The sequence below is a fragment of the Massilia sp. DJPM01 genome (assembly GCF_030348125.1).
Lineage (GTDB): Bacteria > Pseudomonadota > Gammaproteobacteria > Burkholderiales > Burkholderiaceae_D > Telluria_A > Telluria_A frigida.
Window position 1 is genome coordinate 1 of record NZ_JAQOZV010000049.1, and the last position, 13,868, is coordinate 13,868.

The window sequence follows — 13,868 nt, forward strand, 5'->3', positions numbered from 1 at the left end:
TATTTTTTGCTAGTAAATGGTGGGCGCTTTTGCTTTTGCCGCCAAGTGGCCTGACTGCTTGGTCTGAAAATTGAAGTCACCCCGCGCAAATGGTTATCAATTCATCGACTTGAGATGGCATGTGCAAGATGACGAGTCCTGTGAGCACTTGGATGGCATCTCTCTTTGACCATATATCGCCCTTGTCACTGGTAACAAAAATTTGGCATCCAGCTTTCAAAGCAGAGTCTAAATGCTGCGCGTCCACCTGTTGTCCGCCAACAATTTTTCGAAGCTGTAAAAATATGCTAGATGGCTCATCATCGTCCCATGACCCGGAATCGGCCGCCCAACTTACGTGTTCGCTTTGACCCCACGTCGCGCCGGAGCCTGGTACTATATTCCGTACCTTTGCATTTTTATTTTCAAACGGATAATGGTATGTTTCGAGCAGTTTTTGCCGCTCAAGCGCTCGGACTTGAGGGTGTAGTCCGCCCGTGTCAACGTAAACTTTTATCATTCCCCCCCCCCTATAGTGTTTAGTCATCTGTGGAGATTGGCTAATGGCAATTCTACTGCACTGCAGCCGCAACCTTACTTTGGCGCGCGAGGTGATTGAACGGTGGGCGATGGCTGAGTCGGAGCCGGCATTTGAGCCACACGCAGTGGCTCAACAGCATGTGCCGCTGGTGGAGACTTCAAAACGGGGCAATCTTGCTTATTTTTTCCGAAACTGCTCGGTTCGGTGTGATCGCAGGCGCGGAGGCGGACGGCGGGGTGGTATCGTGCGCTTTCTGGGCACTAGATTGATGTGGTCGTGATAGGCACTGCCCCGCCGATTCGATCCAAAATGGCTTGGTTATCGAGCGCGGCCTTGCGGGGGGCGGCGGCAATTCTAAAGCCGGCAAGCGGGAACTCTGCTTCCGTCCGAGTGCGTCGGAACGACGCCGTGGCGGGCTTACAAACAGCCGCAAAATTCCGAGTGTCCAAACCGATAACCGAGTGCTGCGCTAGTTTCTTCAGCACGGCCGGGGACTCCGGTGTAAGGTAGTCGTTCGCTTGAAAAATGATGTCGCCACTATCGGACTCGTTTTACTCCATAGGTCAGGCCGCTCCTCTAGCACCCTCAAGGCCATCGTCAGCGCAATGAGCGAAAACTGGTCGTTTTCCCTCCAAAGCGGCACTCGGTCAAATAGTTGTATGATCTAGGAACAACGAGGATATTCACATGAATATCGATAAAAGCGCCCTCTGTGAGTCGCCCGACGCGTCCTTTCATTTGAATCGCGGTATCGACATGCGCCTGTCGCCAAGCGTTGCGTTGCACGTCTGCGCCGAGGCAGCTCGTCAGGGCTTGGTCCATCGCGCGGGTGGAAGGCGGCATCTGGCATGCGCCTGGATTTGAATCGCGGCTGGACTGTATCTGGGATGGACAGGATTCGCCGCTCGATGCAGACCAGGCAAGCCGGAACAATCAGGAAGCGGCGCGGTTTATCGCGTCGCAAGCGCCGGCGCACAGCGTCTTCATCCTGACCGCGCCGCCGCTGGCGGGCTGGCCGCAGCGGGCGAAAAAACAGCAGCCCGGTTAGCGGCCGACCCTGCCGGGTAAGCCAGGGCAGCCCACCTCGAACGGATCGTCCTCAGGCCAGCTTGGCAAACACCCGGCGCGCCGCCGCGATGGTCTCGTCGATCACCGCATCATCGTGCTGCGCCGAGACAAAGCCCGCCTCGAACGCGGCCGGAGCAAAGTACACGCCTTCGTCCAGCATCGCGTGGAAAAACGCATTGAAGCGGGTCTTGTCGCCCGCCATCATCTCGGCATAGCTGCCCGGCACCTCGTCGCTGAAGTAAATCCCGAACATCCCGCCCACCGAATCGGCGCAGAAGGAGACGCCCGCCTCTTTGGCCGCTTGCGCCAGCCCGGCCGCCAGCCTGGCCGTCTGCGCCGTCAGCTTCTCGTAGAAGCCCGGTTCCTGGATCAGCCTGAGGGTGGTCATGCCCGCCGCCACCGCCACCGGATTGCCCGACAGCGTCCCAGCCTGGTACACGGCCCCGATCGGCGCCATGTTCTGCATCAGCTCGGCGCGACCGCCGAAGGCCGCGACCGGCATGCCGCCGCCGATGACCTTGCCCAGCGCGGTCAGGTCCGGCACGATGTCGTACAGTTCCTGCGCCCCGCCCAGGCCCACGCGGAAGCCGCACATGACTTCGTCGAAAATCAAAATCGCGCCGTGCCTGGTGCACAGGTCGCGCATGGCGCGCAGGAATTCCGGCGTGGCCTTGATCAGGTTCATATTGCCGGCCACCGGTTCGACGATCACGCAGGCGATGGTGTCGCCCATCGATGCGAACGCGTCTTCCAGCTGGGCCACATTGTTATAGTCGAGCACCAGGGTGTGCTTGACGAAGTCTTCCGGCACGCCGGCCGAGGTCGGGTTACCGAAGGTCAGCAAGCCGCTGCCGGCCTTGACCAGCAGGGAATCGGCGTGGCCGTGGTAGCAGCCCTCGAACTTGACGATCTTGTCGCGTCCGGTGGCGCCGCGCGCCAGGCGCAGCGCGCTCATGGTCGCTTCGGTGCCCGAGGACACCAGGCGCACCTGCTCGATCGACGGCACCAGGCGGCAGATTTCCTCGGCCATCAGGATTTCGCCTTCGGTCGGGGCGCCGAACGACAGGCCGCGCGCGGCCGCATCCTGCACCGCTTTCACCACTTCCGGATGGGCGTGGCCGACGATGGCCGGGCCCCAGGAACCGATGTAGTCGATATAGCGCTTGCCGTCGGCGTCCCAGAAGTAGGGGCCTTCGGCGCGGGTGATGAAGCGCGGCGTGCCGCCCACCGATTTAAAGGCGCGCACCGGCGAATTGACGCCGCCCGGGGTGGTTTTCTGGGCGCGCGCGAACAGCGTGTTATTCAGGGAGTCTGTGGTCATGGCTTGCTCGATGGAGGAATAGGGTGTGCGAAAAATTTGTTGGGAACCAGTTTGCCCATGCCGAAGCGCTGCGCATTGGCCAGCGCGCCGACGGTGAACTCCTGGGCTGCCTGGATGGCGTCGACCGTGTCGACGGCGCCGCCGGCGTGGACCCCGCGCGCCATCAGCGCCGCCAGCGCACCCGACAAGGTGCTGCCGGCGCCCACGAACGGCCCCGGGAAATGCTGCCAGTTGAAGGTGCCGACCACGCCGTTCTCGTCGAACAGGGTGTTGGCCAGCTGCGCGCCGGCGCCGCTGCCGCTGGTGGAGGTGCATTTGACCAGCACGTACTCGCAGCCCATGCCGGTCAGCTCAAGCACGTCTTCCTTGAGCATGTCGCCGCCGCCGTCGCGCCAGGTTTCGGCCATGCGCGCCAGTTCCACCTGGGTGAGCAGCAGCACGCTGGCCTGCGGCACCAGGATCTGGCGGATCGCGACCAGCATGTCGTCGTCGGCCAGGCCGGAGTCGGGCAGGCTCGATAAAAACGGGTCGAGGATCAGCGGCACGTCCGGATAGTCGGACACGATTTCGGCAATCGCCGAGGCTTGTTCGACGCTGCTCAGGGCGCCCACCTTGAAGGCCGCCACCGTCATGTCTTCGAGCACCACGCGGGCCTGGTCGCAGACCCAGTCGGCGTCGACTTCCTGCAGGTCTTCGACGCGCGCGGTGTCGGCAATGAGAATGCCGGTGGTGACCGACAGGCCGTGGCAGCCGAGGGCTGAAAAACACGCCAGGTCGGCCTGGATGCCGATGGCGCCTATGGGGTCGGACACGCCGAACGTTAAGATCAGAGGAGAAGTTTGGATTTGCACGGCCGGTAGATTAAGATGCCTGATTCGGCATTTTACTAGATAGAAGGGTAGTCAACGTGAGCAGCATAGAAACAACCGGCGCCGCAGGTGCCGCTTTCCAGACCTGGATGTGCCTGATTTGCGGCTGGGTCTACGACGAGGCCGCCGGCATTCCGGAAGAAGGCATCGCCCCCGGCACCCGCTGGGCCGATGTGCCGATGAACTGGACTTGTCCCGAGTGCGGCGCCCGTAAAGATGACTTCGAAATGACTGTTATCTAATCGCCATGAGGCTTATTGCAGACACATGTTGACTGGCCGCAACATTAAGGGGACAAAAGGGTTGCCCTATGATATCGTTCAGGTTCATGCTGAGTGAAATTGAAAATGACGACATTGCCTCAACCGAATGTACTGAAAATCATGGTGATCGACGACAGCAGCACGATCCGTCGTTCGGCCGAGATTTTCCTCACCCAGGCTGGGTATCAGGTGGTGCTGGCCGAAGATGGTTTCGATGCCCTGGCCAAGATTAACGACCATCATCCGTCGCTGATTTTCTGCGACATCCTGATGCCACGCCTCGATGGCTACCAGACGTGCGCGCTGATCAAGCGCAGCGCGCGTTTTCACGCCACCCCGGTGCTGATGCTCTCGTCGAAGGATGGCCTGTTCGACCGCGCCCGCGGCCTGATGGTCGGTTCTTCCGCCTACCTTACCAAACCCTTCAGCAAAGACAGTCTGCTCAGCGCGGTGCGCGAACATACTGCCGACGCCGACTCAAAATAATATCTCTGGAACCTACCGTGGCCATACAAAAAATCCTGATCGTCGACGATTCCCCGACCGAACGTTACTACCTGACCGATATCCTGGTCAAAGCCGGTTTCACCGTGACCACCGCCGAAAACGGCGAGGAAGCGCTGCTCAAGATCAAGGACGACAAACCTGAACTGATCCTGATGGATGTGGTCATGCCTGGCGCGAATGGCTTCCAGGTCACCCGCACCATCGCGCGCGACCCCGAGCTGGCCGACGTGCCGATCATCATTTGCAGCAGCAAGAACCAGGAAACCGACCGCGTCTGGGGTCTGCGCCAGGGTGCGCGCGACTACATGGTCAAGCCGGTCGATGCCGAATTGCTGCTGGCGAAAATCGCTGCCCTCGGCGGCGCCTAAACCGTGAGCGACGTCGATTTCGCCCCAGTCGCCTCCGCCCCGTCGGATGGCGCCAGCCGCCGCACGCGCTTGCGCCAGTACCAGGTGCAGCTGCTCGAACGCATGCAGGCGGCCCGTACCAACAGCGGTGCGCGTGTCAATCAACTGGGGGTGCTGATCGGCGCCGAGCGCTTCCTGCTCGACCTGACCCAGGCCGGCGAAATCGTGCCGATCCCGCCGGTGACGGTGGTGCCGCTGACGCAGCCCTGGTACCTTGGCCTGGCCAATATCCGGGGCAATCTGGTCGGCCTGATCGATTTCGCGCGCTTCCAGGGAGGCGCCGAAACGGTGACCGGCCCGGACAGCCGGGTGGTCACCCTGGCCACCCACCTCGGCTTTAACTGCGGCCTGCTGGTGGCCCGGGTGTACGGCCTGCGCCACGCCGGCGACATGGAAGTGGTCGGCGACAGATTACGCGATACCGATGCAAACGAATGGATCCCGCTCGACCTGGCGGCCCTCGTCACCGATGCGCGGTTTTTGCACGTTGGATTTTAAGCCGCAGTCATAAGTGGCCATACCTTAAGAAACTGGGAGCTGGAATGGGATTTGCATGGAAGAGTACCCCAAAGGGTGAGCCGGTACCGGATACAGAATTCGGTCCCGACCTGGAGGCTGCGGCCTTGAACAAGGACGATAGCGCGCCCGCGCCCGACGTGGTGGACGACAGTCTGCGCGCCGAGCTCGATCAGCACGACGAACTGCGCCTGGCCAATATCATGGGCCGCAAGCGAGGCGCGGACGACGACGATGGCGAGACCGAAGCGCGCCTGCCGCTGATCGGCCACCTGTCGCTGCCGCGCCAGCTGCGTATCTTGCTGATGGTGTTCGTGGCCGGCATCCTGGTCACCGTGGTGGCGCTGTGGCGCAACGCGGCCAGTAGCTCGGACGCGTCGGCCCAGACCCAGATCGCATCGGATGCGCTGATGCACTCCCAGCGTATCGGTAAAGCGGCGCCTAACGCGATCCAGGGTAACCAGGAAGCGTTCGTGCAGCTCGATCAGAGCCGGGTCCAGCTGTCGGCCGACCTGAACGCGCTCCAGCGCGGCGGCAAGATCGGCGGCGTGCAGCTGCCGACGCCACCGGCCAGCATGAACAAGCTGATCGCCGCTGCGAAAACCAAATGGGTTACCTCCGACAATTCCGCAGGCACCATCTTGCGCATGAAGCCGGAACTGACCGGTTTTGAAAAGACCCTGCGCCAGCTCGACACGCTCTCGCCAGAGCTGTTGTCGATGACCGAAGAACTGCTCAACGAAAAAGTCCAGCGTGGCGGCACGCCGCGCGAACTGGCCGCCATCGGGCGCCTGATGATGCTGACCCAGCGCCTCTCGCGCAGCGCCAGTGAATTCCTGACCTCCGGCGGTATCCGTTCCGAAACCGCGTTCCAGCTGGGACGCGACACCACGACCTTCCGTACCACGGTCGAAGGCTTCCTGAACGGGAACGAGACGATGCAGCTGTCCGCAACGAAAGACGCGGAACTGCGGGTCAAGCTCGAACTGATCAAATCGAAGTTCGACACCTACCAGAAACTGGTGGCCTCGATCCTCGACAACCTGCCGAAATTCACGGCCGCCAAGGGCGCCGAACAGTCGATCTTTTACGAGAACGAAGAAGTCAAGGCGCTGTTGACCAAGGTGCAGGTGGGCTTTCGTACCGAGCAGGATTCGAACAATGTCTGGTTCTGGGTGATGGCCCTGGCCACCATGTTTACCCTGGCCGTCGGCGTGAGTATCGCCCGCGTCATGCTGCAAGATTCCCGTACCCGTGCCCGCGGCGCCGATGCGCGTCGCCACGAAGCGGAAACGTTGCGCCAGCTGGCGCAGTCGAAGGAAGAAGAAGCGAAAGCGACCAACGACCAGAACCAGGCCGCTATTTTGCGCCTGATGAACGAACTGCAAGAAGTGGCGGATGGTGACTTGACCGTGCACGCAACGGTGTCGGAAGACATCACCGGCGCGATCGCCGACTCGGTTAACTACACGGTGGAAGAGCTGCGCGGTCTGGTGGAACGCGTCACGACCACGGCCGAGCAGGTGACTTCGGCATCGACCAACGCGCAGAATATTTCGACCGACCTGCTGGCGGCGACCGAGCAGCAGTCGCGCGAGATCCAGGAAGCGTCCGAGACGGTTCTGAAAATGGCGAACGAAATTACCGACGTATCGAAGTCGGCGAATGAATCGGCAGAGGTTGCGCGCCAGTCGGTTGCGGCGGCATTGCAAGGTTCGACGGCGGTGGAAAACTCGATCAAGGGTATGCACGAAATTCGCGAGCAGATCCAGGAAACCTCGAAACGAATCAAGCGACTGGGCGAATCGTCCCAGGAGATTGGCGAGATCACGGAACTGATTTCCGACATTACCGAACAGACCAACGTACTGGCGCTGAACGCGGCGATTCAGGCGGCATCGGCCGGCGAAGCGGGGCGCGGCTTCTCGGTGGTTGCGGAAGAGGTTCAGCGACTGGCGGAACGTTCGGCGGAAGCGGCAAAACAGATCGGCGCGCTGGTGCGTACCATTCAGACCGATACCCACGACGCGGTGGCCGCTATGGAAAAATCGACGCAGGGTGTGGTCGAGGGAGCCAGGCTGTCCGATGCCGCGGGTGCCGCACTGTCCGACATTTCGCGCGTTTCGAACCGCCTTGCGGAACTGATTCAGGGTATTTCGTTTGCGACGGAGCTGCAGGCGACATCGGCGAACGATGTGGCGCACAACATTCAGCACATCCTGTCGGTGACCGAGAACACCCAGGACGGTACCCAGCAAACCGCACAATCGATTCGCCAGCTCTCGCTGCTGGCGCAGGAACTGAAAAACTCGGTATCGCGCTTCCGCGTGGTGGCTTGAGAACCCGGTTGATTTATCAAGGTAAGCATGACCACTACTGACAATTCGCACGTACCGCAGTTCGACACAGGACCGCTGTCCTGGGTCATGAGCGAGATCCGCGATGCGCTGGGCCGCTCCAATACCGCGCTGGCAGAGGCGGCGGAGCATACGGCGGAAGCCCAGGCAAGTTCGCTCAAGCATGCGAAAGCCTATCTGCACCAGGCGCACGGCGCCTTGCAGATGGTCGATGTCGATGGCGCCGGCGCCATGACCGAGGCCGCGGAAAACGCGCTGGACCGCTTCAAGGATGGCCTGCTCGACTGCACGCCCGAGCGCGCGCAAGTCATCGCCCACGCTTACCAGGCGCTGATCGAGTATCTCGAAGAACTGCTTTCGGGCGCGCCACAGCAGCCGGCGCGCCTGTTCCCCTATTACCGCGCGCTCAAGGAAATGCTGGGCGCCGACCGGATCCACCCGGCCGACCTGTTTTTCGCCGACCTGTCGGCGCCGGTGTCGCTCAAGCGCCACGTGGCGCCCGACAGTGCGCCGGATTACGCCGCCTGCCGCACGCGCTTTGAAAAAGCGCTGCTGCCGTTCCTGAAAAGCCCCGACCAGGCCAGCCAGCAAATGCACGCGCAAATGCTGCTCGAAGCGATCGCCCATGTGGCCGACGCCCAGGACCAGCCCTTGCCGCGCACTTTCTGGATGGCGATGCAGGGTTTTGCCGAACTGGTGACCGAAGGCCATCTGGCCAGCGACCTGTATGTCAAGCAGCTGTTTGGCCTGATCAATCTGCAAATCCGCCGCCTCTCGCAAGGCCAGGTCAGCCTGCCCGAAACGATGCTGCGCGACGCCCTGTTCTTCATGGCCGCCGTACCCAATCCGCCGCCAACGGCGCTGGCCCTGCGCCGCGCCTATCAGCTCGATGGCATGGTGCCGGCCGATTACGATACGCGCCGCTACGGCCGCATCGACGCCGAGGCGCTCAAGACCGCCAAGGAAGCGCTGGCCAAGGCCAAGACCATCTGGGACCGGCTCTCGGTCGAACCGTTGCCGGCGCTGGAAACCGAATTCGAAGAACTGCTGGCCACCCTGGCCGCGGCCGGCGAAAAGCTGGGCGCCCCGGCGCTGGCGAGCCTGCAGCACCTGATGGTGCGCGTCACGAAAGATTCGGCCGCCTCGAAACGCAACAGCGTGTTCAGCCTCGAAATGGCGACCGCCATGCTGTTCATCGAGAATAGCCTCGACAAGATCCGCCAGTTGCCGGACGATTTCGACGCCCACGCCGAAGTGATTGGCGCGCGCCTGCAGGCCATCGGCGCCGGTGAAACGCCGCCGGAAGCGCCGCAATGGCAGGGCGACCTGTCGCGCCGCATCCAGCACGAGCAAACCGTCGCCGTGCTGGCCGCCGAAATGAAAAACGGCTTGCGCCAGGTCGAAAAAGTCCTCGACGATTACTACTCCGACACCAGCAAGCGCGCCACCCTGGCCCAGATCGATCCGGTGCTGCACCAGTTGCAGGGCGCCGTCGCCATCCTGGACCAGGAAGACGCGATGCGCGCCGCCCTGCACGTCAAGGATGCGGTACGCACGCTGGCCGCGGCCGAAGGCAATGCCGAACTCGAAGCCGCGTCGCTGCAAAACATCGCGCAAAACGTCGGCGCGCTGGGCTTTTTTGTCGATATGCTGGCCAAGAACGTCGACGAGGCGCGCGAGCGCTTCACGTTCGACAGCAACGATGGCATGCTGCGCGCCGTTCCGTTTGAAAAACCGGCGCACGGTGAATCGCAATTCGACCAGGAACCGGTGATCGAAGCCGTGCCGGTAGCCGAGGCGCCTGCGCCGGCGGCGCCGGTGGTGGTCGAAGCAGAAGCCAGGGCGCCGATGGCGGTGGCCGCACCGGCACCGCCGGGCGACGACGAAATCGAAGCCGAACTGCTCGAAATTTTCATCTCCGAAGCACAGGAAGTGCTGGCCTTTGTCGGCTCGACCCTGCCGGCGGCGCAAAGCATGCCGACCAATATGGAAACGCTGACGATGCTGCGGCGCTCCTTCCACACGCTCAAGGGCAGCGGCCGCATGGTTGGCCTGAACAATTTCGCCGAAGGCGCCGCCGCCGTCGAAAAAGTGATGAACCTGTGGTTGTCGGAAGAACGCGCAGCCGACGCCAACCTGCTGGCGCTGCTTACCCGCGCCACCGCCGACATGAGCGTCTGGGTCGAGCAGCTGGCGACCACGGGCAGCTCGCAGCGCACCAGCGAAGCGCTGGTTGCCGCCGCCGAACGCGTGCAGCATGGCGAAGCCTTCTCGATGGATGCGACGCCGGCCGACGTCACGCCGGCCATGGCCGACGAGCCGCTGCAGACGGCAACGCCGGTGGACGAACATCACGACGAACACTTCGCGATCGACGACTCGTTCGAGCCGATGGTCCTGGACGATATCATCGCCCTGCCGGCCACGGAGAGCGCGGCGCCGGGCAATGTCATCGACTTCCCGGTCCCGGGCACCCTGGCCGCGGCCGACGACAACACCAAGCGCATTGGCGAACTCGAAATCCCGCTGCCGCTGTATAACATTTACCTCGCCGAGACCGACGAACTGGTTCGTTTGTTGAGCCAGGATTTCGCCGAATGGCGTCACGAGCCGCAGCGCCAGGTCACGCCGGAAGCTGAAAAAGCCGCGCACACCCTGGCCGGCACCTCGGCCACGGTGGGTTTCCACGCCCTGCGCGAAATCGCGTACGAAGTCGAGATGGTGCTCAAGAGCCCAGCCCCGGTGTTCGACGAAGCCCAGCGCGACCTGCTCGACGAAACCATCGACCGCGTGCGCCAGATGCTGCAGCGCTTCGCGCTCGGCGAACTGGCCGCGGCCGAACCGGATCTGGTGGCACGCCTGCACGTATTGCGCGAGCAGCTCGCAGCCCAGGAAGCGGCCGCCGTGTTTGCGGGTGCCGACGAAGACCTGGCACGCCGTCTGGATGGCCTGTTTGCCGATACGCTCGACAGCCTGGTGGCAGAGCCGCCAGTGATGCCGGAACGCGAAGCGGCCGTGGCGCAGACGCCGTCCGAGCCGGAAGTCGACGCGATCGACGCCCTGTTCGGCGAGGACGATCCGTTCGATGTGCCGCTGCTGGACAATCCGGAACCGGCGCAGCCGGTGGTGGAACAACAGCACGATCCAGTGATCGAAGCGCAAGCCGTGTTCGAAGCCGAACCGCTGTTCGACGAGCCGGTGATCGAAGCGCAAACCGTGATCGAAGCCGAACCGCTGTTCGACGAGCCGGTGATCGAAGCGCAAGCCGTGATCGAAGCCGAACCGCAGTTCGACGAGCCAGTGATCGAAGCGCAAGCCGTGATCGAAGCCGAACCGGTGTTCGACGAGCCGGTGATCGAAGCGCAAGCCGTGATCGAAGCCGAGCCGGTGCTTGAAGAACAACTGGTTGATGAAGCTGTGCTTGAAGCCGAGTTGCTGGTCGAAGAGCCAGTGGCCGAAGAAACCGTGCCCGAAGCCGAACCGCTGGTTGAAGAGCCGGTGATCGAAGAACCTGTGGCCGAAGAACCTGTGGCCGAAGCCGAGCCAGTGGCCGCAGCGCTGCCGGAACCAGAACCGGCGCCGGTCGTACCGATGCAGCCGATGACGGCGCACGTGCCGCTGCTCGAAGCCTTGCTGCAGCCGGAGTCGGACACGCCAGCCGCGCCTGCGGTGGCCGAAACGGCCTTCGCCGATGACCTTGACGTCGACCTGCTGCCAGTGTTCCTGGAAGAGGGTACCGACCTGTTGCCGGAAATCGGCAACAACCTGCGCAAGTGGCAGCAGAATCCGTCCGATACCAGCCCGGTACAGCAGCTTCTGCGTACGCTGCACACGGTCAAGGGCAGTGCGCGGATGGCCGGTGCGATGCGCCTCGGCCAGCACACCCACGAAATCGAAACGCAGATCGAGAACATGGTCCACGCCGGAACGTCGACGCCAGCCGCGTTCGACGAACTGATGGCCAACTACGATCACGCGCTGCTGCTGTTCGAACAACTGCAACAGCCCGCCCTCGGCGTGGTGCCGGTGCCTGGCCTGGCCGCTACGGCCCCGGGCAGCATGGACGATGCGCACGCCGCCCAGACCCGTACGCCGCTGGTGCGTGTGCGTGCCGACATTCTGGACCGCCTGGTCAACCAGGCCGGTGAAGTGTCGATCACGCGCTCGAAGCTGGAGAGCCAGGTCTCGACCCTGAAGGCGTCGCTGAGCGACTTCTCGGACAATCTTGGCCGTTTGCGCCGCCAGCTGCGCGAAGTCGAGATGCAGGCGGAGTCGCAGATTTCGTCGCGTATGTCGATTTCCAGCGAACGCGAATTCGATCCGCTCGAATTCGACCGCTTTACCCGCTTGCAGGAATTGACGCGGATGATGGCCGAATCGGTGAACGACGTTGCGTCGTTCCACGAAAGCCTGACGCGCACGGTCGACGGCGCCACCGACGACTTGAACGTGCAGTCGCGCCTGACGCGCGATCTGCAGCAGGATCTGATGCGCGTACGGATGGTGCAGTTTGCCAGCCTGTCGGAACGTCTGTTCCGCGTGGCGCGCCAGACCGCGAAAGAAATCGACAAACGGGTCAACCTGGATATCCGGGGTGGCACGGTCGAAATCGACCGCAGCGTTCTGGAGCAGATGGCCGCGCCGTTCGAGCACTTGCTGCGTAACGCCATCGTGCACGGTATCGAATCGCGCGCACGCCGTGGTGCGGCCGGCAAGGCCGAAACCGGCGAGCTGCTGATCCAGGTCAGCCAGCAGGGTAACGAGGTGGTCATCCAGTTCAACGATGACGGCGCAGGTCTCGACCTGGCCCGTATTCGCACCAAGGCGCGTGAAAACGGCCTGCTGGCGCCGAATGCCACCGTCACCGACGCCGAAGCGGCCGACCTGATTTTCGAGCCAGGCTTCTCGACCGCCGATGCGCTGACCGAACTGGCCGGCCGCGGCGTGGGTATGGACGTGGTGCGCTCGCAAGCGCAAGCGCTTGGCGGCCGGGTGGCGATTGCCACCGAAGCCGGCAAGGGCGCGCGCTTCACGATTCACCTGCCGCTGACCCTTGCGGTCACCCAGGTCGTGCTGACCACCAGCGGTACCAAGACGTTTGCGCTGCCATCGATCCTGGTGGAGCAGGTACTGCAGATGAAAGAAGCGGCCGTCAACGCCGCGCACGCCGAAGGTTTCGTGGAATTCCAGGGCCAGAAGGTGGCGCTGCATTATCTGCCGACCTTGCTGGGCGATGCCGAAGCGCGTCCGATGTCGCAGCGTTCCTGCCCGGTGATGGTGCTCAAGAGCGGCGCCGACCGCCTGGCGGTGCAGGTTGACGATATCCAGGGCAACCGCGAGGTCGTTATCAAGAATATCGGACCGCAGTTGTCGCGCATGATCGGGATTTCCGGTGCGACGGTGCTCGGTTCGGGCGATATCGTGCTGATTCTTAATCCGGTGGCCTTGTCGCATCACCTCGACCATCATCCGCAAATGCGCCAGCGCGTTGTCGTGGAAACGACGGCGGCGGTGCCTGAGACGCGGGCGGCGGACTTTGTCATCATGGTGGTCGACGATTCGCTGACCGTGCGCAAAGTGACCCAGCGTTTGCTGGAGCGCGAGGGCTACCAGGTGGTGCTGGCCAAGGACGGCGTCGATGCGCTCGAACACCTGCAAGAGACGGTGCCGGACCTGATGCTGGTCGATATCGAGATGCCGCGCATGGATGGTTTCGACTTGACGCGCAATATTCGCGGCAACAGCAGCACCAACGAGATCCCGATCATCATGATCACCTCGCGTACCGCGGACAAGCACCGCAACTACGCGCTCGATCTGGGGGTGAATGCCTACTTCGGTAAGCCGTTCCAGGAAGAGATGCTGCTGGCGGCGATTGCCGGTTTGCTGAATCGGGATATGCCGGTTGCGCATTAAGCGGTAGGTAGCAAAGACAAAACGCCTTGCCCCGGTTAAACGGCGCAAGGCGTTTTTTATTTTCGCTGCCCGTAAACCCGTCGTTCCCGGCCTTGGCTGGAACGACGGGGCGAGGGGGAAGGGA

General features: G+C 62.7%; 10 protein-coding genes. 7 read left to right on the plus strand and 3 right to left on the minus strand.

Annotated elements, in window-relative coordinates:
* Positions 1-76 precede the first annotated feature (76 nt).
* A complete protein-coding gene (locus PO883_RS25425) occupies positions 77-499 on the minus strand; it encodes a hypothetical protein (protein ID WP_289312237.1) in 423 nt (140 codons plus the stop codon).
* 850 nt (positions 500-1,349) lie between these two features.
* Between PO883_RS25425 and PO883_RS25430 the strand changes: the two genes are divergently transcribed.
* Positions 1,350-1,568 carry a hypothetical protein gene (locus PO883_RS25430; RefSeq protein ID WP_289312238.1) on the plus strand — a complete coding sequence of 73 codons (219 nt, stop codon included), beginning with the start codon at positions 1,350-1,352 and terminating at the stop codon, positions 1,566-1,568.
* Positions 1,569-1,619: 51 nt separating this feature from the next.
* Here the strand turns inward: PO883_RS25430 and hemL are convergent, their stop codons facing one another.
* On the minus strand, positions 1,620-2,909 hold the full coding sequence (hemL, locus tag PO883_RS25435) for a glutamate-1-semialdehyde 2,1-aminomutase (protein WP_167086998.1): 1,290 nt from the start codon (positions 2,907-2,909) through the stop codon (positions 1,620-1,622).
* Positions 2,906-3,760: a hydroxymethylpyrimidine/phosphomethylpyrimidine kinase gene (locus tag PO883_RS25440; RefSeq protein ID WP_373890103.1), complete on the minus strand. Its 855-nt coding sequence runs from the start codon at positions 3,758-3,760 to the stop codon at positions 2,906-2,908. Before PO883_RS25440 ends, hemL begins: the two co-directional genes overlap by 4 nt.
* 107 nt (positions 3,761-3,867) lie before the next feature.
* On the opposite strand from PO883_RS25440, the gene PO883_RS25445 reads away from it, so the two are divergent.
* From PO883_RS25445 to PO883_RS25470, 6 genes are all read left to right on the plus strand, one after another.
* Positions 3,868-4,020: a rubredoxin gene (locus tag PO883_RS25445; RefSeq protein ID WP_054268606.1), complete on the plus strand. Its 153-nt coding sequence runs from the start codon at positions 3,868-3,870 to the stop codon at positions 4,018-4,020.
* A 105-nt stretch (positions 4,021-4,125) separates the two neighbouring features.
* Entirely contained in the window at positions 4,126-4,527 is a 402-nt protein-coding gene (locus tag PO883_RS25450) for a PleD family two-component system response regulator (RefSeq protein WP_054268473.1), read from the plus strand.
* Between the two features lie 17 nt (positions 4,528-4,544).
* Entirely contained in the window at positions 4,545-4,916 is a 372-nt protein-coding gene (locus tag PO883_RS25455; protein WP_167087000.1) for a response regulator, read from the plus strand.
* A 3-nt stretch (positions 4,917-4,919) separates the two neighbouring features.
* Positions 4,920-5,453 carry a chemotaxis protein CheW gene (locus PO883_RS25460; RefSeq protein WP_289312240.1) on the plus strand — a complete coding sequence of 178 codons (534 nt, stop codon included), beginning with the start codon at positions 4,920-4,922 and terminating at the stop codon, positions 5,451-5,453.
* 44 nt (positions 5,454-5,497) lie between these two features.
* Complete coding sequence (locus PO883_RS25465) at positions 5,498-7,810, plus strand: methyl-accepting chemotaxis protein (RefSeq protein ID WP_289312241.1); 2,313 nt, start codon at positions 5,498-5,500, stop codon at positions 7,808-7,810.
* A 27-nt stretch (positions 7,811-7,837) separates the two neighbouring features.
* The gene (locus PO883_RS25470; RefSeq protein WP_289312242.1) at positions 7,838-13,744 is read left to right on the plus strand and encodes an Hpt domain-containing protein; all 5,907 of its coding nucleotides are present in this window, start codon (positions 7,838-7,840) and stop codon (positions 13,742-13,744) included.
* The last annotated feature ends 124 nt before the right edge of the window (positions 13,745-13,868 follow it).

What these genes read in the sequence shown, in the direction of transcription:
- PO883_RS25425 (WP_289312237.1), bottom strand. Translation starts at nt 499, where the DNA reads ATGATAAAAGTTTACGTTGACACGGGCGGACTACACCCTCAAGTCCGA.
- hemL (WP_167086998.1), bottom strand. Translation starts at nt 2,909, where the DNA reads ATGACCACAGACTCCCTGAATAACACGCTGTTCGCGCGCGCCCAGAAA.
- PO883_RS25445 (WP_054268606.1), top strand. Translation starts at nt 3,868, where the DNA reads ATGTGCCTGATTTGCGGCTGGGTCTACGACGAGGCCGCCGGCATTCCG.
- PO883_RS25450 (WP_054268473.1), top strand. Translation starts at nt 4,126, where the DNA reads ATGACGACATTGCCTCAACCGAATGTACTGAAAATCATGGTGATCGAC.
- PO883_RS25465 (WP_289312241.1), top strand. Translation starts at nt 5,498, where the DNA reads ATGGGATTTGCATGGAAGAGTACCCCAAAGGGTGAGCCGGTACCGGAT.
- PO883_RS25470 (WP_289312242.1), top strand. Translation starts at nt 7,838, where the DNA reads ATGACCACTACTGACAATTCGCACGTACCGCAGTTCGACACAGGACCG.